Below are 25,480 nucleotides of genomic sequence, written 5' to 3' on the forward strand. Positions count from 1 at the left end.
CCCCGCATGCACGTCCTCGTCACCGGTGCGACCGGGTACATCGGCGGCCGACTCGTCCCCAGACTCCTCGAGGCCGGACACACCGTCCGGGTGTTCGTCCGCACCCCGCGGAAGCTCCAGGACGTGCCATGGCACGACGACGTCGAGATCGCGTCCGGGGACCTGATGGACGCCCGCGCCGTGCGGAGCGCCGTCGAGGGCATCGACGCCGTCTACTACCTCGCGCACGCCATGGGTGCCGACGGGGACTTCGAACGGGCCGAGACCCAGGCGGCCGGCACCATGGGGCACGAGGCCCGCGTCGCCGGTGTCCGACGCTTCGTCTACCTCGGCGGCCTGCACCCCGACGGCGAGCTGTCGAAGCACCTCAGGAGCCGCAAGGAGGTCGGGGACGTCCTGCTGCGCTCGGGCGTGCCGACGATCGCGTACCAGGCCGGCGTGGTGATCGGGTCGGGCAGCACCTCGTTCGAGATGATCCGGCACGTCACCGACGTCCTGCCGTGGATGCCGGCGCCGAAGTGGGTGCGCAACCGCATCCAGCCGATCGCCATCCGCGACGTCCTGTACTACCTGGTGCAGGCGCTCGAGATCCCGGCCGACGTCAACCGCACCTTCGACATCGGCGGCCCGGACGTCCTCCGGTACGGGCAGATGCTCAACGGGTACGCGGTCGAGGCGAAGCTCCCGCAGCGGGCGATCGCGTCGCTCCCGGTGCTCACGCCCGGCCTCGCGGCGCACTGGTTCAACATCGTGACGCCGATCCCGCGGAAGCTCGCGCGGCCGATCATCGAGTCGCTGCAGTTCGAGTGCGTGCAGCGCGAGCACGACATCGACCGGTACGTGCCGCACCCCGAGGGCGGGCTCACGCCCTACCGCCGCGCGGTCCGGTTGGCGCTCACGCGGATGCGCACGGGCGAGGTCGAGACGAGCTGGCGCAGCGCGAGCCTGACCCCGACCCCGGCGGATCCGCTGCCGAGCGACCCCGAGTGGGCCGGCCACACCGTCTACGTCGACGACCGGAAGCGGCACACGGACGCCTCGGCCGCCGACGTGTGGCGCGTGCTCGAGTCGATCGGCGGCGAGAACGGCTGGTACTCCTTCCCGCTCGCCTGGGTCGCCCGGGGGTGGATGGACAAGGTCGCCGGGGGCGTCGGCCTCAGCCGGGGGCGTCGGGACCCACAGCGGCTCGAGCAGGGTGACGCGCTCGACTGGTGGCGCGTGGAACGGCTGGACCGCGGGCGCTACCTGCGGCTCCGCGCCGAGTTCAAGTCGCCGGGGCGCGCCTGGCTCGAGATGACCGTCACACCGTCGCCCGACGGGGGCAGCGACTACCACCAGCGGGCGATCTACTTCCCCCAGGGGCTCTCCGGACGGTTGTACTGGTACTCGATCCTGCCCTTCCACGGCGTGATCTTCCCGGGCATGGTCGAACGCATCACGGCGGCGGCGGAACGCGAGTCGCACAACACCGACTCGACCGCACGCAACCGGACGCACCACAATGGGGACGCGGAGACGTCGCACGAGGAGGCAGCATGACCGAGGACCGACCCACCGTCCTGTTCCTGGGGGACAGCATCACCGAGGCCGGGGACTGGCAGGACCGACTCCCCGCGGAGCGCACGGCCAACCACGGGGTGGGCGGAGACACCACCGACGGTGTGCTCGCACGGCTCGACGCCGTCGTCGCGGCCGAGCCCGAGGTGATCGTCCTGCTCATCGGCACGAACGACTTCGGCAACCACCGCGCCAGCGTCGAGCACGTCGTGCGGAACGTCGAGACGATCCTCGTGACGCTCCGCCGCGAACTGCCGGGTGTCCGGCTCCTGCTGGTCTCCGTCCTGCCCCGCCAGGCCGAGTACCGCGCGAAGATCGAGGAGGCGAACCGGCACCTGCGGCAGTTCGTCGCCACCTGCCACGCGCAGTACCTCGACGCCTGGCCGGCCCTTGCCGACGGCGACCGCCTCGCCGACCGGTTCACCGAGGACGGGCTGCACCTGAACGACGAGGGGTACCGCGCCTTCCTCGAGGAGCTCGAGCCCGCGCTCGAACGGGTCCGGGACCTGCCGCCGATGTCCCGTCCGTTCCGCGCGATCGACCTCGACGAGTCCCGGGCCTGATGGCCGCACGCAGGGGACGGCCAGCGATCGGCTCGTCGCAGCACGGCGTGCCCGCACGACCGGCACCGACCCCCGCGCGATCGGACACCCGTTCGTCCGGTGCGACCCCGTCCTTCACCCGGCCCGGGCTCGCTCCGTCCCTGCTGGCCGCGGTGGTCCTGCTGGCGTGCGTCGCGTTCCTCGACGCGCCCGCCTTCGTGTTCGTCCGCTGGGCCGTCACCGTGCTCGCCCTCATCGTGCTCGTGTTCACGGTCCGCGGTCGGGCGTGGTGGGCAACGGTCCTGATGGCCGCGATCGCGGTGTGCTGGAATCCGGTGGCGGTCGTCCCGATCGTCGGCGAGGTCTGGGCGACGATGCAGATCGTCGCGGCAGCGGTGTTCGTGGTGGTGGGCATCGTGCTCAAGGTGCCGCGCGGGACGGACGCCGGCTGAGCCTCCTGTCCGGATGGCTGACGGACGCGAGGCCGGCTGCGCGACGGCCGCCCACCGGACGGGGGTGCACCCGCCGTCCGCTCGGACGGTAGGATCGAGCGGTCGGGTGCAGGACCCGACGGAGCGTTCGGGTGCAGGACCCGGCGGCAACCCGAAGGGCGTGGATGAGCGACGAGACCGAGCCGGTGACCGAGAGTCCGCTGCTGACCCCTCGACCGTCGTCCGGCGGTCTCGACCGGCCCGACGTCGTCGTCCGCAAGGGACGGCTCACGCTGCTCAACGGGCACCTCACGCCCCAGCAGTCGATGATCGAGGACCTGCTGTTCCTGGACGACGCCCTGTCCGCGGCGGACGTCGACCACCTGCTCATCCGCGGCAACGACCGACGCCCGGTCATCGCCGTCGACGAGCGGGACCGGCAGCGCGCGGAGAGCGCCGTGATGGACGCGTCCGCGAACGAGCCCTTCTACGCGAAGCCGCCCAAGCGTCCTGCCGTCCTCGTGATCGACGACGGCTTCGGCTCACCCGACGAGCCCGTGCTCCGGCTGTTCCGCCCGCGCGTCGAACCGCTCGGTCGCCTCCGCTACGGTGCGGACACCAGCGTCCAGCTCGAGTTCTGGCGGGTCACCGACTCCGAGGTCCTCGCGCCGGTCGAGAACGCGCTCATGCGGCGCAGCCTGCCGATCGAGGAGTTCGTGCTCGTCGACATCGACCGGTACGGGCGGACGTGGCGCACCGTCGAGCACATGTTCGACGACCACGTCTCCGACATCCGCTTCCCGATCGACATCGTCTTCTCGTGGGTCGACGGCAACGCGGTCGAGTACCAGCGCGCTCGACAGGCCGCGCAGGCCGGCGTGGTGCTGGGGGAGGGCGACGACGCGCCGGCCCGCTTCCGGCAGATCGACGAACTGAAGTACGCGCTCCGGTCGGTGCACACCTTCGCGCCGTGGATCCGGCAGATCTACATCGCGACCGACTCACCGGCGCCGCACTGGCTCGCCGAGCACCCGAAGGTGCGGATCGTCCGCAGCGAGGAGTTCTTCACCGACCCCTCGGTGCTGCCGACGCACAACTCGCAGGCCGTCGAGTCACAGCTCCACCACATCCCGGGCATCAGCGAGCACTTCATCTACTCGAACGACGACATGTTCTTCGGTCGCCTGGTCGAGCCGTCGGTGTTCTTCAGCCCGGGCTCGGTCACGAAGTTCATCGTCGCGGACACCCGCATCGGGCTCGGTTCGAACCACCCGGCACGCAGCGGGTTCGAGAACTCCGCGCGGGTCAACCGGCGCCTGCTGCAGCAGCGGTTCGGAGCGGTGACCACGCGCCACCTCGAGCACGCGCCGACCCCGCTCCGCGCCTCGATCATGACCGAGATGGAGCACGAGTTCGCGGACGAGTTCCGCGCGACGGCTGCGTCCCGGTTCCGGGCGGCCGAGAACATCTCGGTGACGAACTCGCTCTACCACTACTACGCACTGCTCACCGGACGGGCGATCATCCAGGAGAACTCCTCGGTGAAGTACGTCGACACCACCATGCAGTCGGGGCTGACGGCGCTCGACGAACTGCTCAAGAAGCGGAACGTCGACTTCTTCTGCCTCAACGACGGCAGCTTCCCGGAGGTGTCCGACGAGGAGCGGACCGAGCGCGTCACGGACTTCCTGGAGCGCTACTTCCCGTTCCCCGCTCCCTGGGAGCGCTGAACGCTCCTGGGAGCGCCCGACACTCCTGGGGAGCTAGCCGCCCTGCTGGGGCGCTCGAGCCGCCCTGCTGCCGCCGGCGCCCCGTCCCTGACCGTCAGGGATGGACGGGGGAGAGCGGCACCGAGTCCAGCGTGAAGACCGCGATGCTCGACGTCACCGGCGCCGGCTCGACCGCAGGTGCGATCCGGACCCCGGCGGCCGCGAGCCGCGCCTCCGTCTCGACGGACGACACCGGCTCGCCCACCGTCGTGTAGTGCCCGATCGGGACGACGGAGTGTACGACGTTCCGGCCGTACACGTGCACGAGGTTGAACGACTGCGCGCCGTCCCGTCCCCGGGTGCCCGCGTGGTACTCGAGGAGGTCCTGCGTGTAGCACGTCGCGCTCGCGACGGAGACCGGGATGCCCGCGAACACGGCGCTCGTCGAGTAGTGCAGGTGCCCGGCGATGATGCCGATCACGTCGCTGCCCTCCACCACCTCGGCGAGGGCGGCCTGGTCCCGCAGCTCCACGAGGACGGCGAGGTCCTGCACGCTCGGGACCGGCGGGTGGTGCATCGCGAGGATCGTCCCGTGCGGAGCGGCCTCGGACAGCACCTCGGCGAGCCAGTCGAGCTGTTCGGGGGAGACCTCACCGTGGTGCGCGCCGGGCACGCTCGTGTCCAGCGTGATCACCCGGAGGCCGTTGACGTCGTAGACGAAGTCGACCGGCCGGTCCGTCGGCTGGAGGTCGAACAGGCCCTGCCGGAAGGCGCCACGCTCGTCGTGGTTGCCCATGGCCCAGATCAACTGCGCTCCGACGCGCTCGGCCGCGGGCTCGAGGATCGCCCGCACCTTCGCGTAGGCGCCCGGCTCACCCTTGTCGGCGACGTCGCCCGTGACGACGATCGCTTCCGGTCGGGCACCGGAGGCTTCGACGTCGGCGATGATCTCGCTGAGTCGGGCGGCGGAGTCGACGTCGCCGTAGAGGGCACCGTCGTCGCCGACGAGGTGCGTGTCGCTGAGGTGGAGGAGGAAGTGGTTCGGCCTGGGGTGTTCGGCCGTCCGGCTGTCCATCGGTGTCTCGTTCCGTTGGCGGATGCGTGGTGCAACACGCTGCCACAGAAATCTGAATCGGTGGTGAACCGCAGAGGGTGTTTCGGGTTGCCGCGAACGAACGAGCCCCCCGACCACGATGTGGACGAGGGGCTCGTTCGTTCTTGCCGAGGAACTCAGTGGTTGCCGGCTCCGACCGCGGCGGCGGGCTGGTCGCCACCAGTCAGCTCCGGACCGTGGTGCGCGGCGTGCGCTGCCTCGAGCTCGGACTTGGTGACCGGAGCGATGCGGTCCTCGAAGAAGAACCGCGACAGGTTCGCGCGGACCTTCTGCGCACCGCTGATCTTGCCCTGGGCGTTCGGACGCAGCATGAGCGGCTTGTACTCGTTGAACTGCAGCAGACGCCAGCGCTCGTACTCGTCGAGGGGCTGGTGCACCTCGATGTACTCGCCGTGGGGGAGTCGGACGATGCGGCCCGACTCGTACCCGTGCAGGACGATCTCGCGGTCCTTCTTCTGCAGGGCGAGGCAGACGCGCTTCGTGATCCAGAAGGCGACGAACGGGCCGAGGACCGTCATGGCCTGGATGACGTGGATCACCGCGTCGATCGACACCATGAAGTGCGTGGCGATGATGTCCGACGACGCTGCGGCCCAGAGGCTCGCGTAGAGCATGATGCCGGCGGCACCGATGCCCGTGCGGGTCGGAGCGTTGCGCGGACGGTCGGCGAGGTGGTGCTCACGCTTGTCACCCGTCACCCACGCCTCGACGAACGGGTAGACGAAGATCGCGAGGATCAGCCCGACGAGCACCGCGATCGGCACGAGGATGTTGAACGACACGGTGTAGCCGAACCACACGACCTCCCAGTGCGGCGGCACCAGTCGGAGCGCACCGTCGGCGAAGCCGATGTACCAGTCGGGCTGGGTACCCGCGGACACGGGGGACGGGTCGTACGGGCCGTAGTTCCAGATCGGGTTGATCGTGAACAGCGACGCGATCAGGGCGAGGATGCCGGCGACGATGAAGAAGAACCCACCGGCCTTCGCGGCGAACGCCGGGAGGATCGGCACGCCCACGACGTTGTCGTTCGTCTTGCCCGGGCCCGCGAACTGCGTGTGCTTGTTGATCACGACGAGCACGAGGTGCACGCCGAGCACCGCGACGAGGATCGCCGGCAGCAGCAGGATGTGCAGCGTGTAGAGGCGGCCGACGATGTCGGTACCCGGGAACTCGCCGCCGAACAGCAGGTACGCGATCCAGACGCCGATGACCGGGACACCCTCGATCATGCCGACGATGATGCGCAGACCGTTGCCGGAGAGCAGGTCGTCGGGGAGCGAGTAGCCGGTGAAGCCCTCGGCCATCGCCAGCACCCAGAGGATGAAGCCGAAGACCCAGTTGAGCTCACGCGGCTTGCGGAAGGCGCCGGTGAAGAACACGCGTGCCATGTGGAGCATGATCGCCGCGATGAACAGCAGGGCCGCCCAGTGGTGGATCTGCCGGACGAAGAGCCCGCCGCGGATGTCGAACGAGATGTTCAGCGTCGACTGCAGTGCGGTCGACATCTCGATGCCCTTGAGCGGCAGGTACGAGCCCTGGTAGACCACCTCGGCCATCGAGGCCTGGAAGAAGAAGGTCAGGAAGGTGCCGGAGAGCAGCACCACCACGAAGCTGTACAGCGCGACCTCGCCGAGCATGAAGCTCCAGTGGTCGGGGAAGATCTTGCGACCGACCTCCTTCACCAGGCCCGAGATGCTCGTGCGCTCGTCGATGTAGTTGGCGGCGAACCCGATGACTCGGGATCCGCGATCGGCTGCCGGCTTGTCGGCCGTCGCCGTTGCAGGGCGGGTTGTGGTGCTCATCAGCGGTCACGCTCCCAGAAGGACGGTCCGACCGGCTCGTGGAAGTCGCTCTGCGCCACGAGGTAGCCGTCGGCGTCGATCGCGATCGGAAGTTGGGGGAGAGGGCGTGCCGCCGGGCCGAAGATGACCTCGCAGTTGTTCGCGACGTCGAAGGTCGACTGGTGGCACGGGCACAGCAGGTGGTGCGTCTGCTGCTCGTAGAGGGCGACGGGGCACCCGACGTGGGTGCAGATCTTCGAGTAGGCGACGATCCCGTCGTAGCCCCAGTCCTCGTGTCCCTTGGCGGGGTTGAGGTCCTTGGGGTCGAGGCGCATGAGGAGGACGGCGGCCTTGGCCTTCTCCTCGAGCATGTCCTCCTTGTCAAGGAGACCGTCGGGGATGACGTGGAACACCGAGCCGATGGTCACGTCCGACGCCTTGATCGGCAGACCGGTCGGGTCCTTCGTCAGGCGCGTGCCCTTCGCCCACATCGTGTGGCGGAGGAGTTCGTTGGGGTCGGCCGCGGGCGCGAGGTCGCGCACCAGGACGATGCCCGGGAGCGGGAACGCCGCGAGGGCGCCGATCATCGAGTTGCGGATCAGCTTGCGGCGGCTGAACCCGGACTCCTTGTCCGCGAGCTGGAACGCCTCGACGGCCTTCGCACGCGTGGCGTCGGTCCCACGAGTGGGGTGGCGCATCTCGGTGATCTCGCGGTCGACGACGAGGGTCTTCGACCAGTAGACGGCACCGAGACCGAGCGCGAGCAACGCCAGGGCGATCGACAGACCGAGCCAGAGGTTCGCGAGGCGGACCGAGCCGAAGTCGTCCTCCTTGATGGGGAACGCGACGTAGGCGGCGATGGCCAGCACGCTGCCGACGATCGACAGGTAGAAGAACGTGGCGACCTGGCGCTCGGCCAGACGCTGCTTCTTCGGGTCGACGTCCGTGCGACGCGCACGGTGGGGCGGCTCGCCCGGGTTCTCGAACGGGTCCGCGGGGAGGACCGCGGTGCCGGCCGGCGCCGATGGGCCCTCCGTCGTGCCGTGCTTCTCGACAGCCGAGGACGAGTTCAGTGCCTCGTCGTCGTGCTCTGCCATGGTGTTCCCTTCAGTGTCGTTCGACACGGACGATCAGTTGGACTTCGCGGTCAGCCAGACGGTCATCGCGACGACCGCGCCGAGCCCGAAGATCCAGATGAACAGACCCTCGGCCACCGGTCCGATGGAGCCGAGCGCGAAGCCGCCGGGCGACTTGTTGTCCTGCACGTACTTGAGGTACGTGATGACGTCGGCCTTCTGCTGCGGGGTCAGGTTCAGGTCGTTGAACACCGGCATGTTCTGCGGGCCGGTGAGCATCGCCTCGTAGATGTGCTTGCCGGAGACCTTCTGCAGGTTCGGCGCGTACTTGCCCTCGGTGAGCGCACCGCCGGCCCCGGCGACGTTGTGGCACATCGCGCAGTTGATGCGGAAGAGCTCGGCACCCTCGGCCGCGTCACCCTTGCCGTCCGTGAGGTCGGAGGAGGGGACCGCGGGGCCGGGGGCGAGCGAGGCGACGTACTGCGCGAGCGCGTCGATCTGGTCGTTCGTGAACTGGACCGGCTTCTGCTCGGCCTGCGGGCCCGACGCGGCCATCGGCATGCGGCCGGTGCCCACCTGGAAGTCGACCGACGCGGCGCCGACGCCGATGAGGGACGGGCCCTCGTTCGTGCCCTGGGCGTTCAGCCCGTGGCAGGTGGCGCAGTTCGAGGCGAAGAGCTTCTCGCCCTCGTTGACCTTCGACTGGGTGGACGCGGCCGAGACCGAGCTCGAGCTGTCGTCCGCGTTCGCCGTGGAGCTGAACAGCGCGTACGCACCGCCGGTGGTCATCAGACCGACGACGATGAGCGACACGGTCGCCAGCGGTGACCGGCGGCCCTTCTTGGACTTGGTTCTGTTGAACATGCGGTGGGGGCTATCCAGTTCCTACTTGAGAAGGTAGATGACGGCGAAGAGGCCGATCCAGACGACGTCGACGAAGTGCCAGTAGTACGACACGACGATCGCGGTGGTCGCTTCCTTGTGACCGAAGTTCTTGGCCGCGAACCCGCGACCGAGCGTGAGCAGGAACGCGATCAGGCCACCCGTGACGTGGAGGCCGTGGAACCCGGTCGTCATGTAGAACGCCGAGCCGTACGCGCTCGAGGAGAGCGTGATGCCCTCGTGCCAGAGGTTGGCGTACTCGAAGATCTGCCCGCAGACGAAGATCGCACCCATGCAGTAGGTCACGAAGAACCACTCGGTCATGCCCCAGTGGCGCGGGTTCCAGCTCGTGCGGTGCACCTGGAAGCGCTCGGCCGCGAAGACGGCGAACTGGCAGGCGAAGCTGGACAGCACCAGGATGATCGTGTTCACGGACGCGAACGGCACCTCGAGCTTGGCGGTCTCGGTCGCCCAGAGTTCGGGGGAGGTGCTGCGGAGCGTGAAGTAGATCGCGAACAGGCCGGCGAAGAACATGACCTCGCTGCCCAGCCACACGATCGTCCCCACGGCCACGGCGTTCGGCCTGTTGAGGACCGGTGCGGTGGCTGATCTGGAGAGAGGGGTGCTAGTCACAGACTCCATTATGGCCGAAACCACGGACAGTGTTTTCCTGGTCGACTGGCGGGTCGCTCCAAGTCACTACGATCGACGCATGCACGACGCACTCACGTGGCCATCGGTGATCAGCGCCCTCATGGCGCGTCAGGACCTGTCGATCAGGCAGTCCACATGGGCCATGGAGCAGATCGTGCAGGGGCACGCGACCGCCGCTCAGATCGCCGCCTTCGCGGTCGCCCTGCGCGCGAAGGGCGAGACCGTCGACGAGGTCGTCGGGTTCCGCGACGCGATCCTCGACGCCGCGGTCCCGCTGGACGTCGACCCCATGGCCCTCGACATCGTCGGCACCGGGGGCGACGTCGTCGGCACCGTCAACGTGTCGACGATGGCCGCCGTCGTCATCGCGGCGGCGGGCGTACCGGTCGTCAAGCACGGCAACCGGGCCAGCTCGTCGAAGTCCGGTTCGAGCGACGTGCTCGCTGCGCTCGGGCTCGACCTGACGATGGACGCCGCGCGTGTCGCGGACACCTTCCGGCGTGTCGGTCTGACCTTCGCGTTCGCGAGCGCCTTCCACCCCGGTTTCGCGCACGCGGCCCCGGTGCGCCGTGAGATCGGTGTGCCGACCGTGTTCAACTTCCTCGGGCCGCTCGTCAACCCGGCGCGGTGCGAGGCGAACGCCGTGGGCGTGGCACAGCTCGAGCTCGTGCCGATCATCACGGGCGTGTTCCAGACCCGTGGCGCAACGGCGCTCGTGTTCCGCGGTGACGACGGCCTGGACGAGCTGACGACCACCGGGCACAGCCACATCTGGGAGGTCACCGGCGGGCGGGTCATCGAGCACGACATCGACCCGCGCGACCTCGGCATCGCCCGGGCCCGCACCGAGGACCTGCTCGGCGGCGACCCGGAGCACAACGCCGCGATCGTGCACCGCGTGCTCGCGGGGGAGCAGGGTCCGGTGCGCGACATCGTGCTGCTCAACGCGGCCGCGGGGCTCGTGTCGTTCCGGCTGGCCCAGGACCCGGCCCAGGCGGACCGTCCCATCCTGCAGCGCTTCCGCGAGCAGCTCGCTGTCGCGGCCGACGTGGTCGACTCCGGGGCGGCCGCCCGCAAGCTCGCGGACTGGGTCGGCGTCGCACCCGCCGCCTGAGGAGCCGCCGGAACCAGGTTCCGGACACGGAACCACGAACAAGCACGGTGTTGTGTCCGGAACCCGGTTCCGCGGTCAGGACGCGCGCCGTCGACGGCTCCCCGCGCTCAGCGCAACGACCTGGAGGCGCGGTGCCGGTCCGTCGGACCCGCACCGCGCCTCCAGGCGGTCACGTGGGCAGTCGCCTACTTGACGTCTTCGTCCACCCAGTCGAAGGTCTTCGTGACGGCCTTCTTCCAGAGGCGCAGGGTGCGCTCGCGCTCGGCGTCGTCGAGCTGCGGCTCCCAGCGCTTGTCCTCCTGCCAGTTCGCGCGGAGCTCGTCGAGGTTCGCCCAGAACCCGACGGCGAGGCCCGCCGCGTAGGCGGCGCCGAGCGCGGTGGTCTCCGCGACGACCGGTCGCACGACCGGCACGTTGAGGATGTCCGCCTGGAACTGCATGAGCGCGTCGTTCGCGGTCATGCCGCCGTCGACCTTGAGCTCCGTCAGGTCGACGCCGGAGTCGGCGTTGACGGCGTCGAGGACCTCGCGGGTCTGCAGCGCCGTCGCCTCGAGGGCGGCACGCGCGATGTGGCCCTTGTTGACGTAGCGGGTGAGGCCGACGATCGCACCGCGGGCATCGGGACGCCAGTACGGCGCGAAGAGGCCCGAGAACGCCGGCACGAAGTACACGCCGCCGTTGTCCTCGACGGTCTTGGCGAGGGCCTCGACCTCCGGGGCGCTGCCGATGAGCCCGAGGTTGTCGCGGAGCCACTGGATCAGCGACCCCGTGACGGCGATCGACCCCTCGAGCGCGTAGTGCGTCTCCTGGTCGCCGAGCTTGTAGCCGACGGTGGTGAGCAGGCCGTTCTCCGACCGGACGATCTCGGTGCCCGTGTTGAAGATGAGGAAGTTGCCCGTGCCGTAGGTGTTCTTCGACTCGCCCTGGTCGAACGCCGCCTGCCCGAACGTCGCGGCCTGCTGGTCGCCCAGGATGCCGGCGATCGGCACCTCGCGGAGGAGGCTCGACGACTCGACGTGCCCGTAGACCTCGGAGGAGCTGACGATCTCCGGGAGCATCGACTTCGGCACACCGAAGTCGGCGAGGATGTCGTCGCGCCACTGGAGCGTCTCGAGGTCCATGAACATCGTGCGCGAGGCGTTCGTGACGTCGGTCTTGTGGACGCCGCCGTCGGTGCCGCCGGTGAGGTTCCAGAGCACCCAGGTGTCGGTGGTGCCGAAGAGCAGGTCGCCCGCCTCGGCCTTCTCGCGCGCACCCTCGACGTTGTCCAGGATCCAGGCGATCTTCGTGCCGGCGAAGTAGGTCGCGAGCGGCAGGCCGACGATGGCCTTGTACCGGTCGGTGTCGCCGTCCGCCAGCTTGTCGACGATGTCCTGGGTGCGGGTGTCCTGCCAGACGATGGCGTTGTAGACGGCCTTGCCGGTGTTCTTGTCCCACACCACGGCGGTCTCACGCTGGTTGGTGATGCCGACCGCGGCGACGTCGTGCCGGGTGATGTCGGCGCGGGAGAGCGCCTGCCCGATGACCTCGCGGGTGTTGTCCCAGATCTCGGCGGGGTCGTGCTCGACCCACCCGGCGCGCGGGAAGATCTGCTCGTGCTCCTTCTGTCCGACGGACACGATCGAGCCGGAGTGGTCGAACACGATCGCTCGGGTCGAGGTGGTGCCCTGGTCGATGGCGACGATGTAGTCGGCCATTGGTGCTCCTTACGGGTGTTGGGTGTGCCGCGGCCGGCAGCGGTGCCGGCCGCGGCGGTGGTGGAGAGGAGGGGTACTAGGCGACGATCGGCAGGAGGAACGTCGACGCACCGGCGGCGAGGGCACCGCCGATGAGCGGCCCGACGACCGGGACCCACGAATAGGCCCAGTCACTCGAACCCTTGCCCTTGATCGGCAGGATGGCGTGCGCGATGCGGGGGCCGAGGTCACGGGCGGGGTTGATCGCGTAGCCGGTCGGACCACCGAGCGAGACGCCGATCGCGATGACCAGGAAGGCGACGGGGACGGCGCCGAGCTCGGCCGGGGTCTTGCCGTTGGTGAAGGCGAGGACGACGAACACCAGGACGAAGGTGCCGATGATCTCGGTCACGACGTTCCAGCCGTAGGAGCGGATCGCCGGGCCGGTCGAGAAGACGCCGAGCTTGGCGGCCGCGTCGGGCTCCTCGTCGAAGTGCTGCTTGTAGGCGAGCCAGACGATGATCGCGCCGATGATCGCGCCGATCAGCTGCGCGAGCCAGTAGAGGAACATCTCGCCGACGGTGATCTTGCCGAGCAGTGCGAGCGCCAGGCTGACCGCGGGGTTGAGCTGGCCGCCGGACTTGTACGACACGGTGACGCCGGCGAAGACGGCGAAGCCCCAGCCGATCGTGACCATGAGGAAGCCCGCGCCGAAGCCCTTGGACTTCGTGAGCGACACGGCGGCGACGACACCGCCACCGAGGATGATGAGCATCGCCGTGCCGACGAGCTCCGAGAGGAAATTGACGCCGATGCCGTCCATCGGTGACCTCCAGTGCGTGAGGGGTGGGGGTCCGGTGGTGCTGCGTCCGGCACTCCCCGTTGAGTGATTGGGCCCGAGCATAGTGACGCGGTTCCGCCCGGGGCGATGGATTCCCGAGCGATCCGTGCGAAAGTGCACGAACGTGCAGGACGCCTGCGAGTTCGCCCGTCCGGCGGGGGCCCTGCGCGACGATCGTGCTGCACGAACGTGCACGGCAGGGGAACGGGCGCCCGCTGTAGGGTGAACGCGTCACCGTCGACAGGGAGGTTCCCCCGTGAAGAAGCTCATCAACGACCCACAGTCCGTGGTCGACGAGACCGTCCGTGGGTTCGCCCGCGCACACGCCGGACACGTCGTGCTGGTCGAGGACCCGATCCACCTGCACCGCGCCGACGCACCGGTCTCCGGCAAGGTCGGCATCGTCAGCGGCGGCGGCAGCGGGCACGAGCCCCTGCACGCCGGGTTCGTCGGGTACGGCATGCTCGACGCCGCGGTCCCCGGGCCGGTCTTCACCAGTCCGACCCCGGACCCGATCGTCGCCGCGACGAAGGCGGTCGACGGGGGAGCGGGCGTGCTCCACATCGTGAAGAACTACACCGGCGACGTCCTCAACTTCGAGACCGCCGCCGAGCTCGCCGGCATGGACGACGTCCGGGTCGAGTCCGTCGTCGTCGACGACGACGTGGCCGTGCAGGACTCGCTCTACACCGCGGGCCGTCGCGGCGTCGCGGGGACGGTCGTGGTCGAGAAGTGCGCCGGTGCCGCCGCCGAACGCGGGGACGACCTCGACGCCGTCGCCGCGGTCGCCCGGCACGTCAACGAGGTCACCCGCTCGATGGGGCTCGCGCTCTCGTCCGGCACGGTCCCGCACGCGGGGGAGCCCTCGTTCACGCTCGCCGACGACGAGGTCGAGCTCGGCATCGGCATCCACGGCGAGCCCGGGCGCGAGCGCATCCCGATGGCACCTGCGGACGAGCTGGTGGACCGCGTGCTCGAACCGATCCTCACCGACCTGGCGGCACCGTCGGGATCGAAGCTCCTGCTGCTCGTGAACGGCATGGGCGGGACGCCGCTGTCCGAGCTGTACATCGTGTACCGACGCGCCGCCGAGGTCCTCTCCGACCGCGGGTACGAGGTCGCGCGTAGCCTCGTCGGTGACTACGTCACGTCCCTGGAGATGGCGGGGTTCTCGCTCACCGTCACGGTGCTCGACGACGAACTCACCACGCTCTGGGACGCCCCGGTGGAGACCCCCGCACTGCGCTGGGGTCGCTGACCCACCGACCACGATCCCGGTCCACGAGGACCGGCCGCAGAAGGGACACCGCATTGGCGCTCGACACCGCATGGGCCATCGACTGGGTGCGCCGCACCGCCGCGACGATCGACGAGCACCGGGCCGAGCTCGTCACCCTCGACCGTGAGATCGGCGACGGGGACCACGGCGAGAACCTCGACCGTGGGTTCCGCGCCGTCCTCGAGGCGGTCGAGGGCGGGACCTTCGACACCCCCGGTGCCGTCTTCAAGGTCGTCGCGACGAAGCTCATCTCGACCGTCGGCGGCGCGGCCGGTCCGCTCTACGGCACCGCCTACCTCAAGGCCGCCCAGGCGGCGGGCGACGCGGACGAGCTGGACGCCGAGACGCTCGTGGCGGTGCTGACCGCGGCGCGCGACGGCATCGTCTCGCGTGGCAAGGCCGAGGTCGGCGACAAGACCATGGTCGACGCCTGGAGCCCGGCGGTCGACGCCGCGGCCGCCGCGGCGGGATCGGGGGCGTCCCCGCGCGACATCCTCGTCGCCGCCGCGGACGCCGCCGCGACGGGCGCCGAGTCCACCGACGCGCTCGTCGCGCACAAGGGGCGGGCGAGCTACCTGGGGGAGCGGGCCGTCGGGCACCGCGATCCCGGGGCGCAGTCGAGCGTCTACGTGCTGCGCGCGGCGGTGGACGCAGCGTGAGCGTCGGCATCCTCGTCGTCTCGCACAGCGCCGACGTGGCGCGTGGCACCGTCGAACTCGCCCGGCAGATGGCGGGCGACGTGCAGTTGGTCGCGGCGGGCGGGACCGAGGACGGCGGGATCGGCACCTCGTTCGAAGCCGTGACGGCCGGCATCGAGTCGCTGTCGGACGCCGACGGCATCGTCGTGCTCTGCGACCTCGGATCGGCCTACCTGACGACCGACACGGCGCTCGACTTCCTCGACGACGACGTGCGCGAGCGCGTGCACGTCTCCCGCGCGCCACTCGTCGAGGGGGCGGTCGCCGCTGCCGTGGCAGCCCAGACGGGCGGCGACGTGGCGGCGGTCCTCGCCGCGGCGGCGACCGCGGGTGGTCCGGCGGACGACCAGCCGGGAGGCGCGGATCCGGTCGGACCGTCGGCTCCCGTCGACGACGCTGCCGCGGACGGCGCGGCGGTGTCCGGTGCTGCCGACCTCGTCAACGAGACGGGACTGCACGCGCGCCCGGCCGCGGAGTTCGTCAAGACCGCCGCACGGTTCGAGTCGCGGGTCCGGGTGAACGGCGTCGACGCGAAGAGCCTGCTCGCGATCATGGCGCTCGCCCTGCCGAAGGGCGCGACCGTGACGGTCGAGGCGTCCGGGCCCGACGCGCAGGAAGCGGTGGACACTCTCGTGGAGCTCGTCCGGTCCGGCTTCGGCGAGTGAGCGGTCGTCGCTGAGCGGTCGTCGCTGAGCGGTCGTCGCTGAGCGGTCGGGGCTGAGCGGTCGGCCGGGTGTGCCGGTCGTTCCGGTCGTCCGGGCGTGGCCGGTCGGACGCGGGAGGGTCGACCGGCTCAGGGCCGGGCGTGCGGTCGCCGCGTCCGACGTGCGAGGGCGACGACCGCGACGACGAGGGCGAGGAGCGCCGCTCCGCCCGCGACCCAGGGCAGTACGGTCGGGTCCTCCGCGGACCCGGCCTCGGCCAGGTCGTCGTCGGAGCCCGCCGCCGCCGAGGACGACGGCTCGGACGTCGCTGCTCCGCCGGCAGCGGGATCACCGGCAGTGGGGCTGGACGTGGGATCCGCGTCCGGGGTCTCGACCTCGACGGCGGAGGTGAAGCCGTACTCACCGGTGATCGGGTGTCCGTCGGGGGAGACGTACCGCCACAGCACGCGGTAGCGGCCCGGGCCGAGGTCGACCGCCCGGGACATCGACGCGCCGCTCACCTCGACGGAGCCGGACGACACGTCAGCGCCGGACTCGTCGAGCACCTCGATGCGCAGACCGGCGTCGAGCCCGGTCAGGGGTGGTTCGCTGAACGTCAGCGTCGCCCGCTCGACCGACTCGGTGACGGTGCTGTCCGCAGCGGGGTCGCTCGACACCAGCGCGGCATGGGCGGACGCCGGCGATGCTCCGGTCAGGGCTGCCGCGCCCCCCAGCAGGAGCGAGAGCAGCAGGGTCGGGGCCACCGTTCGTGAACGCACGCACAGGATCGTAGTGGACCGGGCGGTGCGACGGGCGACCACCGGACCGCAGCGCGCGTTGCCAGGCCGAACCGTGCCTCCCGGCCTTGACCCGTAGAAGGGCGGACAGCGCGTCCGTCTGTCAGGATGACGGGATGCGCGCAGTGCAGTACGGGGAGTTCGGGTCCGTTCCGTCGATCGTCGAGGTGCCCGACCCCGTCGCCCCGGCGGACGGGGTCGTCGTCCGGGTCGCCGCGACCGGGGTGTGCCGGAGCGACTGGCACGCCTGGAAGGGCCACGACGACTCGGTGCGGCTCCCGCACGTGCCCGGACACGAGTTCGCCGGCGTGGTCGAGTCGGTCGGGGCCGACGTGACCCGGTTCGCGGTCGGCGACCGGGTGACCGCGCCGTTCGTCTTCGCGTGCGGCACGTGCGCCGAGTGCCGCGCCGGGGCGACGCAGGTGTGCACGCGACAGGAGCAGCCGGGCTTCACACTCGCCGGGTCCTGGGCCGAGGCGCTCGTCGTCCCGCACGCCGACGTCAACCTCGTCGCGCTGCCGGACGCGGTCGGGTTCGCCGAAGCCGCCGGCCTCGGGTGCCGGTTCGGGACCGCCTACCACGCCGTCCACGCCCGAGGACGAGTCGCCGAGAGGGAGTGGGTCGCCGTCTTCGGCTGCGGGGGAGTCGGCCTGTCGACGGTCATCGTCGCGGTGGCGGCCGGGGCGCGCGTCCTGGCGGTCGACGTGTCGGCCGCTGCGCTCGCGCGCGCCGAGGCGCTCGGTGCCGTGCCCGTGACGATGGACGACGATGCGGTGTCCGCGATCCGGACGCTCACGGACGGCGGGGTGCACGTGTCGGTCGACGCCTTCGGCAGTCGCGCCACGTCGGTCGCGGCCGTGGCGTCGTTGCGGCCACGGGGTCGACACGTCCAGGTCGGCTTGCTGCTCGACGACGAGGCGACGCCGGCGATCCCGATGGGTCGGGTCATCGCGGACGAGCTGGAGTTGCTCGGCAGTCACGGCATCGCGGTCAGTGAGTACGCGGCGATGCTCGACGACATCGTCGCCGGGCGACTGCGACCCGCGGAGTCGATCGGCCGGACGATCGGGTTCGACGACCTGCCCGGCGCGCTCGTCGCGATGGACTCGCCGTCGACGTCGGCCGGGATGACGGTGGCGGTGTCCTGACGGAGCGGGGAGCGGTGTGTGGTCGCTCCGGGGACCGGGGCAGCGCGATCTCGAGTGCAGTCTGACCTCTGTCTGGTGCTCCCAGCCAACGTGAGTTGACATAATATGCATTATCGGCGCTTGTGACCAGCGTCGTGAGGGGTCGGCGGATCCGCGTCGAACCGCGACGGCATCCCGCAACGTTCCTCCGCCGACCGGCTGCCGGATCCCGCCCGCTCGTAGGCTCGCGGTGCACCACGGCGGGAACGGACGGAGACCAGCGTGTCAGGAACAGTGCGGTTCACCAGTACGGACGACCCCGCTGTGTGGGACGACCTCGTCGCACGACACCCCGGCGCGACCGGCTTCCACGACTGGGACTGGCTGACCGTGCAGGCCGACGTCTTCGGCTGGCGGTTCGACCCGCTGGTGGTCCTGCACGACGATGACCCCGTCGGCGTCTTCCCGTTGCTCTCCACGACGGGTCGCACGCGTCGTCCGGCGATGCCGCCGTTCCCGTACGTCGGTCCGCTCGTCCCCGCCGCGGTGCTCGGCGAGACCCTCCGTGCCTTCCGTCGCTGGCAGGTCCGGCACGGCGTGCTCGCCGCGCACGTCGACCTCGGGCCCGGGATCACGGACGTGTCGGCGTCCACGCTCGCAGCCGCCGGGGTCGAGGCGACCCCGGACCGGACCTACGTCGTCGACCTCGCGGACACGACACCGGAACTGCTGCTCGCCGGGATGAAGCGCGGTGCACGCCAGGCGGTGACCACCGCCAGCCGGAAGGGCGTCGTGGTCCGCCCTTCACTGCCCGGGGAGCTGACGACCCACCTGCCGATGGTCCTCGAGGAGTCGTACTCGAGCCGTGGCGTCCCGTCCCCGTACCCGGCCGACATCGGCGCTCGACTCGAGCGGTGGGCACAGGGCCGGGACGACGTCCGCTCATTCAGCGCCACCGTCGCCGACGAGGTCGCGGGCGTGATCGTCGCCCTCACCCGGCACCCGGTGGTCACCGGATGGGCCGGCGGGACGCTCCGCGCCTTCCGCACGAGCAACCCGAGCACGGCGCTCTTCCACGAGCTCCTGCGGTCCTCGCTCGAGCAGGGGCACACCGCCGTCGACCTGGTCGGCCACGTCGACGAGGGGATCAGTCGCTTCAAGACCTCGCTCGGCGCCACCGAACGCCCGTTCTGGAACCTCGTCGTGTCTCCCCTGCCGCCGCAGGTCCGGAGCGCCGCCCTCGCGGTTCGCGGCCGGCTCCGGACGCCCGTGTGACTGGGAGCGTCGGCGGCGCGACCGGGTTCGACGGCGGCGCGACCGGGTTCGACGGCGGCGCGACCGGGTTCGACGGCGGCGTGTGTCCCCCGATCGAGGACCGCTGGACGTCACTCCCCCGGCGTGTCGTCCCCCGTCGGGACGTCGTCGGCGTCGATCTCGAGGGCGGCGTCCTCGCGCCCCGACTCCTCGAGGTCCTCGCGGTCGGTGTCGGGCTGCTCGGGTGCCTCGGCGGCGGTGGTCTCTTCGGCAGGGTCAGGCTGGCTGTACGTCATGGATCGCACGCTACGCGCGGGTACCTGCGCGTGCCTCAGCGCGCCTGCGCGTGGGGGTGAGTGGTGCCCTCCCGGTCAAGCGCCGCCCACGTACTCGGCGAGGTGCTGACCGGTCAGCGTCGTTCGTGCGGCGATCAGCTCCGCGGGGGTCCCCTCGAAGACCACGCGTCCCCCGTCGTGACCGGCGCCGGGGCCGAGGTCGATGATCCAGTCGGCGTGGGCCATCACCGCCTGGTGGTGCTCGATCACGACGACGGTCCGCCCGCTGTCCACCATGCGGTCGAGCAGCCCGAGCAGCTGCTCCACGTCCGCCAGGTGCAGACCGGTCGTCGGTTCGTCGAGCACGATCACTCCCCCGGGCTCGCCCAGCCGTGTCGCGAGCTTGAGCCGCTGCCGCTCGCCGCCCGACAGGGTCGTCAGCGGCTGACCGATGGTGAGGTAGCCGAGCCCGACGTCGGCGAGCCGGAGGAGCACCGCGTGTGCAGCGGGGACCCGCGAGTCGTCCGCGCCGAAGAACCGCTCCGCTTGGGTCACGGAGAGCGCGAGGACCTCGCTGATGTCCTTGCCGCCGAGCCGGTACTGCAGGACGGACTGGTCGAAGCGTCTGCCGTCGCACTCGACGCAGGTCGCCGAGACGCCGGCCATCATGCCGAGGTCGGTGTAGACGACGCCGGCGCCGTTGCACGCCGGGCACGCACCCTCGGAGTTCGGGCTGAACAGGGCCGGCTTCACGCCGTTCGCCTTCGCGAAGGCCTTGCGGACCGGTTCGAGCAGGCCGGTGTACGTCGCCGGGTTGCTGCGCCGCGAACCCCGGATGGCGCTCTGGTCGATCGCCACGACGTCGTCTCGACCGGACAGCGACCCGTGGACGAGCGTGCTCTTGCCGGAACCGGCCACACCGGTGACGACGGTGAGGACCCCGGTCGGGACGTCCACGTCCACGTCCTGCAGGTTGTGCTGCGACGCGCCGCGGATCTCGAGCGCACCGGTGGGCCGGCGGACCTGCGGTTTCGGGACGACCCGGTCGTCGAGGTGCCGGCCGGTGACGGTGTCGCTCGCCCGGAGTTCGTCGACCGACCCCTCGAAGCAGATCGTCCCGCCGGCCGTCCCTGCGCCGGGACCGAGGTCGACCACGTGGTCGGCGATCGCGATCACCTCGGGCTTGTGCTCGACCACCAACACGGTGTTGCCCTTGTCGCGGAGGCGGAGCAGCAGGCCGTCCAACCGCTCGATGTCGTGGGGGTGCAGCCCGGTGCTCGGCTCGTCGAACACGTAGGTGACGTCGCTCAGCGACGAGCCCAGGTGCTTGACCATCTTGACCCGCTGCCCCTCGCCACCCGAGAGCGTCCCCGTCGGCCGGTCGAGCGAGAGGTACCCGAGCCCGATCTCGACGAACGAGTCGACCAGGGACCGGAGGCCGTCGAGGAGCGGCCCGACGGACGGGCGGTCGAGCCGGCGCAGCCACATGGAGAGGTCGCTGATCTGCATCGCGCAGACGTCGGCGATGCTCTTGCCGTCGATCTTGGACGAGCGCGCGACGTCGTTCAGCCTGGTGCCGCCGCACGACGGACAGGCCGTGAAGGTCATCGCGCGGTCGACGAACGCCCGGATGTGGGGCTGCATCGCCTCTCGGTCCTTCTGCAGGAACGACCGACGCACCCGGACCACGAGTCCTTCGTAGGTCATGTTGATGCCGGCGATCTTGCGCTTCGTCGGCTCGCGGTACAGGAAGTCGTGCCGTTCCTGCTCCGTGAAGTCGCGGATCGGGGTGTCCTTGTCGACGTAGCCGGACTCCGCGAACATCCGGACGTTCCACCCGTCGGTGCCGTACCCCGGGATGGTGATCGCGCCCTGCGCCAGGGACCGCGTCTCGTCGAACAGCTGCGTCAGGTCGATGTCGGTCACCGTGCCGCGGCCCTCGCACTCCGCACACATGCCGCCGAGCCGGTTGAACGAGACCCGCTGGGCGGACGCGTCCTTGCCCTTGTGCACGGTGATGGCCCCACCCGCGGTCACGGTCGCCAGGTTGAACGAGAAGGCGTTCGGCCCGCCGATGTGCGGCGAGCCGAGCCGACTGAAGAGCACGCGGAGCACAGCGTTGGCGTCGGTGACGGTCCCGACCGTCGAGCGCGGATCGGCTCCGATGCGCTCCTGGTCGACCACGATCGCGGTGGTCAGGCCGTCGAGGAGGTCGACGTCCGGTCGGCCCGTGCTCGGCATGAATCCCTGCACGAAGGCGCTGTACGTCTCGTTGATCATCCGCTGCGACTCGGCCGCGACGGTGCCGAACACGAGCGAGCTCTTGCCCGAGCCGGACACCCCCGTGAAGACGGTCAGGCGACGCTTCGGCAGGTCGACGTCCACGTCACGGAGGTTGTTCTCCCGCGCGCCGCGCACGCGGATGCGGTCGTGCTGGTCGGCGGCGCGCCCGGAACCGGTATCCATGTACATCACCGTACCGGTCTGCCCCGACACCGCGGAAGCAGGGTCTACGGGGCGAAGCGGCGCACGAGGTCCGGCAGCTCGGCAGGTTCGAACGGCTCGTCCGTCCGGTCGAGTTCGTCCGCCGTCCACCACCGGGAGTCGAGGATGTCGACGCGTTCGTCGTCCGTCCACCCGGCGTCCGAGAGCGCGAACCCCGGCGTCCGCACGACGTAGAACTCGGCGTGGCCACGGTCGTGGTCTGCTCGGTCCCACGTGACCTCGAAGTCCCACGTCCACACACTCGGCCCGGCGTCCTCGACCACGATCCCCGTCTCCTCACGGAGCTCGCGGACGGCCGCGGCGTGGTGGTCCTCCCCCGGGTCGACGCCGCCGCCGGGCGTGATCCACCGGTGCTCCCCGGTCGATGAGGGGGCCTTCGTGTCCATCAGGAACACCCGGCCCTCCGGGTCGAGCAGGAGGATGCGGGAGGAACGGCGCAGGCCGGGTCGAGCGGTCACGGCCGTACGCTACGCGGCCGGCGAGCCGTCGGGCGCGACACCGAAGCCGCTGACATCGCCCACGAGCTTGGTGTGGTCTGCCGGGATCGGCTCGACCGCGGCGAGGGCGATCTCGGCGGCGAACTCCGACACGCTGTAGAGCTTGCCGACCTCCTGCCGACGACCCTCGATCGCACCCGGGTTCAGGCGGTTGAGGAGCGTGGCCGTGATCGTGCCCTCGATCATGTCGCCGGAGACGACGACGAACTCGATCCCGGCGGCGTCCAGCTGCGGCACGAGCTCGCGGAGCGCGAGTTCGCCGGCGCGCTTGCTCTTCGCGACGGGGACGTACTCGTCCATCGTCTCCGCGGTCTCCACGAAGTGGGCCTGGTGGCTGGTGACGAAGACCACCCGCGACCCGGACGGCATGTGCGGCACGGCCGTGCGGAGCATGTCGACCTGCGCGTCGCGGTTGAGCCGGAGCGCGTAGTCCTCGCCGAGCCCGGACTCCATGCCGCCGGAAGCGTTGAGCACGAGCAGGTCGATCCCGCCCCACTCCTCGACGACGCGGTCCACCATGGCCTGCACGGAGTCGTGGTCGGTGAGGTCGGCACCGATCGCGAGCGCGGATCCTCCGGCGTCGACGATCTTCTGGGCGATCTGCTCGGCACGCTTGGCCTTGTTCCGGTAGTTGACGACGACCTTCGCGCCGGCCTCGGCCAGGTACCCGACCGTGTCGGCGCCGATGCCGCGGGACGATCCCGTCACGAGGGCACGCTTGTCGGCGAGGGTTCCGGGGGCGAGGGGGGTGCTCACAGTCGTGCTCCTGGTGGGTCGGATGTCTCGATGCCGCAACGAGCCTACCGTCCACCACCCGTTCGTCGGTCGTCGTTGATATGTTGAACGGAGTTGGACCGGCCGTCGCGACGCAGCGAGAGAGCCGCGCGCGACCGAGGGAGGGAGATCGCGTGAACGGAACGGACTGGGTCCAGACCATCGTCTGGATCGGCCTGGTGTTGATCCTGGGCGTGGTCGAGATCTTCACGCTCGACTTCATCTTCATCATGCTCGCCGCGGGAGCCGCGGGCGGGCTGGTGGCAGCCCTGCTCGGAGCACCGTGGTGGGCATCCGCACTCATCGCGGCGGCCGTGGCCCTCCTGCTGCTCTTCCTGGTCCGGCCCCGGGTCCTCCACGCCCTGAACCGTGGAGCCGACCCCCACCGCACCGGGGTGGAGGCCCTGGTCGGGTTGACCGGCACCGTCGCGGTGGCGTTCACCTCCTCCGGCCCCGGTCAGGTGCGGCTCGCCAACGGCGAGACCTGGAGCGCCCGCCTCGCGGGCACGTCCACCGAACGTCTGCCCGCCCTGGGCACCCCCGTCGTCGTCGAGTCCATCGAGGGTTCGACCGCCGTCGTCCGCATCGACCAGAAAGCCGTCTCATGACCACCCTCTCAACGGGGACGATCCTGCTCTTCCTGCTCATCCTCGTCGTCGTCATCTTCGTGATCGTCGTGCTCGCCCGAGCGATCCGGATCGTGCCGCAGGCGACCGCGGGCATCGTGGAACGGCTCGGCAAGTACCACAAGACGCTCAGCCCGGGGCTGAACCTGCTGGTCCCCTTCATCGACCGCCTGCGCCCGCTCATCGACATGCGCGAGCAGGTGGTCTCGTTCCCGCCGCAGCCCGTGATCACCGAGGACAACCTCGTCGTGTCGATCGACACGGTCGTCTACTTCCAGGTGACCGACGCCCGGGCGGCGACGTACGAGATCGCCAACTACCTCGGAGCGGTCGAGCAGCTCACCACGACCACCCTCCGCAACGTCGTCGGCGGTCTGAACCTCGAAGAGGCCCTGACCAGCCGCGACAACATCAACGGTCAGCTCCGCGTCGTCCTCGACGAGGCGACCGGCAAGTGGGGCATCCGCGTCGGCCGCGTCGAGCTGAAGGCGATCGAGCCGCCCGTGTCGATCCAGGACGCCATGGAGCAGCAGCTGCGTGCCGAGCGGAACCGACGCGCCGCGATCCTGCAGGCCGAGGGCACGAAGCAGTCGCAGATCCTCGAAGCCGAGGGGCAGCGGCAGGCAGCGATCCTCCAGGCGGAGGGTGATGCCAAGGCGCAGGTCCTCCGGGCCGAGGGCGAGGCCCAGGCTATCGCCACGGTCTTCGACGCCATCCACACCGGCGACCCGGACGAGAAGCTGCTGTCCTACCAGTACCTCCAGACCTTGCCGAAGCTCGCGGAGGGCACGGCCAACAAGCTGTGGATGATCCCGAGCGAGTTCACGAAGGCGCTGTCCGGCATCGCCGAGGGCTTCACCGCCCCGCGCGGCGGGGGCGCTCCGGCCGCCGGCGGCGACGCGGATGGCGACTTCCTGGCGCGGATCTCCAAGCTGGCGAACGAGAGCCTGGCGAACACGGCGGCGGCCGACGCAGCCACCGCGGCGGCGGCTCGTCCCGACGCCACGGCAGCGGACATCGTGCCGGACTCCGGCCTCGACGAGCGGCTCGCGGAGTCCGACAAGAGCGTCGACGCCCGTCTCGCCGCTGCCGACGAGGAGACGTCGAGCCAGCTCGGCGACACGAAGTAGGGGCGACACGAAGTAGGGGCGACACCGAGGCGACCGGTTCACGACGAGCTGCCGACACGGACAGACGCCCACACGAACAGACGCCCGCCCCCGATCCGATTGGGGGCGGGCGTCGTCGTCGTGCGGGCCGGCTCAGGCGCCGCGTCGAGCGCGCAGGTACTGCAACCGCTCCTGGAGCAGCTCCTCGAGTTCCTCACGCGAGCGACGTTCGAGCAGCATGTCCCAGTGGGTCCTGGGCGCCTTCACGTCCTCCTCGGCCACCTCGACGGGCACGCCGTCGTCGCCGAGCAGACGGCCCTCCCGGCCGGAGCGGGGATCGGACCACGTCGACGGGACCTCGGCATCTGCCGCGAAGATCACGTCGAACGTCTCACCCGAGCCGCTTTGGTAGACCGCACGCTTGCGGTCCGAGAGCTCGACGCCCTCCTCGCTCTGGAGACTCTGACTCCCGAGCCGCATCCCGCGGAGACTCCGATCAGCCATGTCTGTGCTCC

25 protein-coding genes are annotated in these 25,480 nt (G+C 70.5%); 12 read left to right on the forward strand and 13 right to left on the reverse strand.

The window, feature by feature from the left end; translation table 11 throughout:
• Window positions 1–6: 6 nt before the first annotated feature.
• The 4 genes from Csp2054_RS13450 (at window position 7) to Csp2054_RS13465 (ending at window position 4,260) form a co-directional block, all read left to right on the forward strand.
• Window positions 7–1,539: an SDR family oxidoreductase gene (locus tag Csp2054_RS13450; RefSeq protein ID WP_096899913.1), complete on the forward strand. Its 1,533-nt coding sequence runs from the start codon at window positions 7–9 to the stop codon at window positions 1,537–1,539.
• Window positions 1,536–2,120 carry a GDSL-type esterase/lipase family protein gene (locus Csp2054_RS13455; RefSeq protein WP_096899915.1) on the forward strand — a complete coding sequence of 195 codons (585 nt, stop codon included), beginning with the start codon at window positions 1,536–1,538 and terminating at the stop codon, window positions 2,118–2,120. Before Csp2054_RS13450 ends, Csp2054_RS13455 begins: the two co-directional genes overlap by 4 nt.
• Window positions 2,120–2,551, forward strand: coding sequence for a DUF6804 family protein (locus Csp2054_RS13460; protein ID WP_255252749.1), 432 nt, complete (start codon window positions 2,120–2,122; stop codon window positions 2,549–2,551). The genes Csp2054_RS13455 and Csp2054_RS13460 overlap by 1 nt, the downstream gene beginning before the upstream one ends.
• Before the next feature lie 164 nt (window positions 2,552–2,715).
• Window positions 2,716–4,260 (forward strand): stealth conserved region 3 domain-containing protein, encoded by a 1,545-nt coding sequence (locus Csp2054_RS13465; protein WP_096899917.1) that lies wholly within the window; start codon window positions 2,716–2,718, stop codon window positions 4,258–4,260.
• Between the two features lie 94 nt (window positions 4,261–4,354).
• Here Csp2054_RS13465 and Csp2054_RS13470 read toward each other — a convergent pair whose 3' ends face one another.
• The 5 genes from Csp2054_RS13470 to Csp2054_RS13490 all read right to left on the reverse strand — a co-directional run bounded on the left by Csp2054_RS13470 (window position 4,355) and on the right by Csp2054_RS13490 (window position 9,737).
• Window positions 4,355–5,314 (reverse strand): phosphodiesterase, encoded by a 960-nt coding sequence (locus Csp2054_RS13470; RefSeq protein ID WP_096899919.1) that lies wholly within the window; start codon window positions 5,312–5,314, stop codon window positions 4,355–4,357.
• Window positions 5,315–5,469: 155 nt separating this feature from the next.
• Window positions 5,470–7,158, reverse strand: coding sequence for a cytochrome b (locus tag Csp2054_RS13475; protein WP_096899920.1), 1,689 nt, complete (start codon window positions 7,156–7,158; stop codon window positions 5,470–5,472).
• Window positions 7,158–8,234 (reverse strand): ubiquinol-cytochrome c reductase iron-sulfur subunit, encoded by a 1,077-nt coding sequence (locus tag Csp2054_RS13480; protein WP_096899922.1) that lies wholly within the window; start codon window positions 8,232–8,234, stop codon window positions 7,158–7,160. The genes Csp2054_RS13475 and Csp2054_RS13480 overlap by 1 nt, the downstream gene beginning before the upstream one ends.
• Before the next feature lie 33 nt (window positions 8,235–8,267).
• Window positions 8,268–9,077, reverse strand: coding sequence for a c-type cytochrome (locus Csp2054_RS13485; RefSeq protein WP_096899924.1), 810 nt, complete (start codon window positions 9,075–9,077; stop codon window positions 8,268–8,270).
• A gap of 21 nt (window positions 9,078–9,098) precedes the next feature.
• Window positions 9,099–9,737 (reverse strand): heme-copper oxidase subunit III, encoded by a 639-nt coding sequence (locus tag Csp2054_RS13490; RefSeq protein ID WP_096899926.1) that lies wholly within the window; start codon window positions 9,735–9,737, stop codon window positions 9,099–9,101.
• 70 nt (window positions 9,738–9,807) lie between these two features.
• Here Csp2054_RS13490 and trpD point away from each other — a divergent pair, with 70 nt between their 5' ends.
• Window positions 9,808–10,863 carry an anthranilate phosphoribosyltransferase gene (gene trpD, locus Csp2054_RS13495; protein WP_096899928.1) on the forward strand — a complete coding sequence of 352 codons (1,056 nt, stop codon included), beginning with the start codon at window positions 9,808–9,810 and terminating at the stop codon, window positions 10,861–10,863.
• Between the two features lie 185 nt (window positions 10,864–11,048).
• Here trpD and glpK read toward each other — a convergent pair whose 3' ends face one another.
• Entirely contained in the window at window positions 11,049–12,560 is a 1,512-nt protein-coding gene (gene glpK / locus Csp2054_RS13500) for a glycerol kinase GlpK (RefSeq protein ID WP_096899930.1), read from the reverse strand.
• Window positions 12,561–12,636: 76 nt separating this feature from the next.
• Window positions 12,637–13,362, reverse strand: a complete 726-nt coding sequence (locus Csp2054_RS13505) for an MIP/aquaporin family protein (RefSeq protein ID WP_096899931.1) — start codon at window positions 13,360–13,362, stop codon at window positions 12,637–12,639.
• Between the two features lie 274 nt (window positions 13,363–13,636).
• Here Csp2054_RS13505 and dhaK point away from each other — a divergent pair, with 274 nt between their 5' ends.
• From dhaK to dhaM, 3 genes are read left to right on the forward strand one after another with little or no spacing between them, the layout of a single operon-like run.
• Window positions 13,637–14,638: a dihydroxyacetone kinase subunit DhaK gene (gene dhaK, locus Csp2054_RS13510; RefSeq protein WP_096899934.1), complete on the forward strand. Its 1,002-nt coding sequence runs from the start codon at window positions 13,637–13,639 to the stop codon at window positions 14,636–14,638.
• 53 nt (window positions 14,639–14,691) lie between these two features.
• Window positions 14,692–15,318, forward strand: coding sequence for a dihydroxyacetone kinase subunit DhaL (dhaL, locus tag Csp2054_RS13515; RefSeq protein ID WP_096899936.1), 627 nt, complete (start codon window positions 14,692–14,694; stop codon window positions 15,316–15,318).
• Complete coding sequence (dhaM, locus tag Csp2054_RS13520; RefSeq protein ID WP_096899937.1) at window positions 15,315–16,022, forward strand: dihydroxyacetone kinase phosphoryl donor subunit DhaM; 708 nt, start codon at window positions 15,315–15,317, stop codon at window positions 16,020–16,022. The genes dhaL and dhaM overlap by 4 nt, the downstream gene beginning before the upstream one ends.
• Window positions 16,023–16,150: 128 nt before the next feature.
• On the opposite strand, the gene Csp2054_RS13525 is transcribed toward dhaM, so the two are convergent.
• Window positions 16,151–16,780 (reverse strand): copper resistance protein CopC, encoded by a 630-nt coding sequence (locus Csp2054_RS13525; protein WP_141399267.1) that lies wholly within the window; start codon window positions 16,778–16,780, stop codon window positions 16,151–16,153.
• 134 nt (window positions 16,781–16,914) lie between these two features.
• On the opposite strand from Csp2054_RS13525, the gene Csp2054_RS13530 reads away from it, so the two are divergent.
• Together Csp2054_RS13530 and Csp2054_RS13535 are read left to right on the forward strand one after the other, a co-directional pair.
• On the forward strand, window positions 16,915–17,946 hold the full coding sequence (locus Csp2054_RS13530; protein ID WP_096899940.1) for an alcohol dehydrogenase catalytic domain-containing protein: 1,032 nt from the start codon (window positions 16,915–16,917) through the stop codon (window positions 17,944–17,946).
• Window positions 17,947–18,207: 261 nt separating this feature from the next.
• Window positions 18,208–19,200, forward strand: coding sequence for a lipid II:glycine glycyltransferase FemX (locus Csp2054_RS13535; RefSeq protein WP_141399268.1), 993 nt, complete (start codon window positions 18,208–18,210; stop codon window positions 19,198–19,200).
• 110 nt (window positions 19,201–19,310) lie between these two features.
• On the opposite strand, the gene Csp2054_RS18195 is transcribed toward Csp2054_RS13535, so the two are convergent.
• From Csp2054_RS18195 to Csp2054_RS13550, 4 genes are all read right to left on the reverse strand, one after another.
• Window positions 19,311–19,475 (reverse strand): hypothetical protein, encoded by a 165-nt coding sequence (locus Csp2054_RS18195; RefSeq protein WP_176491707.1) that lies wholly within the window; start codon window positions 19,473–19,475, stop codon window positions 19,311–19,313.
• A gap of 75 nt (window positions 19,476–19,550) precedes the next feature.
• Window positions 19,551–21,920, reverse strand: a complete 2,370-nt coding sequence (locus Csp2054_RS13540; protein WP_096900012.1) for an excinuclease ABC subunit UvrA — start codon at window positions 21,918–21,920, stop codon at window positions 19,551–19,553.
• A gap of 44 nt (window positions 21,921–21,964) precedes the next feature.
• Entirely contained in the window at window positions 21,965–22,417 is a 453-nt protein-coding gene (locus tag Csp2054_RS13545; RefSeq protein ID WP_096899944.1) for an NUDIX hydrolase, read from the reverse strand.
• A gap of 9 nt (window positions 22,418–22,426) precedes the next feature.
• Window positions 22,427–23,212, reverse strand: a complete 786-nt coding sequence (locus Csp2054_RS13550; protein ID WP_096899945.1) for an SDR family oxidoreductase — start codon at window positions 23,210–23,212, stop codon at window positions 22,427–22,429.
• Between the two features lie 152 nt (window positions 23,213–23,364).
• Between Csp2054_RS13550 and Csp2054_RS13555 the strand changes: the two genes are divergently transcribed.
• Together Csp2054_RS13555 and Csp2054_RS13560 are read left to right on the forward strand one after the other, a co-directional pair.
• Entirely contained in the window at window positions 23,365–23,838 is a 474-nt protein-coding gene (locus Csp2054_RS13555; protein WP_255252750.1) for an NfeD family protein, read from the forward strand.
• Window positions 23,835–24,986, forward strand: a complete 1,152-nt coding sequence (locus Csp2054_RS13560) for an SPFH domain-containing protein (RefSeq protein ID WP_096899948.1) — start codon at window positions 23,835–23,837, stop codon at window positions 24,984–24,986. Before Csp2054_RS13555 ends, Csp2054_RS13560 begins: the two co-directional genes overlap by 4 nt.
• A gap of 132 nt (window positions 24,987–25,118) precedes the next feature.
• Here the strand turns inward: Csp2054_RS13560 and Csp2054_RS13565 are convergent, their stop codons facing one another.
• Complete coding sequence (locus tag Csp2054_RS13565; protein WP_096899951.1) at window positions 25,119–25,469, reverse strand: RNA polymerase-binding protein RbpA; 351 nt, start codon at window positions 25,467–25,469, stop codon at window positions 25,119–25,121.
• Between the last annotated feature and the right edge of the window lie 11 nt (window positions 25,470–25,480).

This window comes from Curtobacterium sp. 'Ferrero', assembly GCF_002412165.1.
GTDB lineage: Bacteria > Actinomycetota > Actinomycetes > Actinomycetales > Microbacteriaceae > Curtobacterium.

Bases quoted from the DNA above. Each gene is read 5' to 3' on its own strand.
- Csp2054_RS13450 (WP_096899913.1), top strand. From the start codon at position 7: ATGCACGTCCTCGTCACCGGTGCGACCGGGTACATCGGCGGCCGACTC.
- Csp2054_RS13455 (WP_096899915.1), top strand. From the start codon at position 1,536: ATGACCGAGGACCGACCCACCGTCCTGTTCCTGGGGGACAGCATCACC.
- Csp2054_RS13460 (WP_255252749.1), top strand. From the start codon at position 2,120: ATGGCCGCACGCAGGGGACGGCCAGCGATCGGCTCGTCGCAGCACGGC.
- Csp2054_RS13465 (WP_096899917.1), top strand. From the start codon at position 2,716: ATGAGCGACGAGACCGAGCCGGTGACCGAGAGTCCGCTGCTGACCCCT.
- Csp2054_RS13470 (WP_096899919.1), bottom strand. From the start codon at position 5,314: ATGGACAGCCGGACGGCCGAACACCCCAGGCCGAACCACTTCCTCCTC.
- Csp2054_RS13475 (WP_096899920.1), bottom strand. From the start codon at position 7,158: ATGAGCACCACAACCCGCCCTGCAACGGCGACGGCCGACAAGCCGGCA.
- Csp2054_RS13480 (WP_096899922.1), bottom strand. From the start codon at position 8,234: ATGGCAGAGCACGACGACGAGGCACTGAACTCGTCCTCGGCTGTCGAG.
- Csp2054_RS13485 (WP_096899924.1), bottom strand. From the start codon at position 9,077: ATGTTCAACAGAACCAAGTCCAAGAAGGGCCGCCGGTCACCGCTGGCG.
- Csp2054_RS13490 (WP_096899926.1), bottom strand. From the start codon at position 9,737: ATGGAGTCTGTGACTAGCACCCCTCTCTCCAGATCAGCCACCGCACCG.
- trpD (WP_096899928.1), top strand. From the start codon at position 9,808: ATGCACGACGCACTCACGTGGCCATCGGTGATCAGCGCCCTCATGGCG.
- glpK (WP_096899930.1), bottom strand. From the start codon at position 12,560: ATGGCCGACTACATCGTCGCCATCGACCAGGGCACCACCTCGACCCGA.
- Csp2054_RS13505 (WP_096899931.1), bottom strand. From the start codon at position 13,362: ATGGACGGCATCGGCGTCAATTTCCTCTCGGAGCTCGTCGGCACGGCG.
- Csp2054_RS13530 (WP_096899940.1), top strand. From the start codon at position 16,915: ATGCGCGCAGTGCAGTACGGGGAGTTCGGGTCCGTTCCGTCGATCGTC.
- Csp2054_RS18195 (WP_176491707.1), bottom strand. From the start codon at position 19,475: ATGACGTACAGCCAGCCTGACCCTGCCGAAGAGACCACCGCCGCCGAG.
- Csp2054_RS13540 (WP_096900012.1), bottom strand. From the start codon at position 21,920: ATGGATACCGGTTCCGGGCGCGCCGCCGACCAGCACGACCGCATCCGC.
- Csp2054_RS13560 (WP_096899948.1), top strand. From the start codon at position 23,835: ATGACCACCCTCTCAACGGGGACGATCCTGCTCTTCCTGCTCATCCTC.
- Csp2054_RS13565 (WP_096899951.1), bottom strand. From the start codon at position 25,469: ATGGCTGATCGGAGTCTCCGCGGGATGCGGCTCGGGAGTCAGAGTCTC.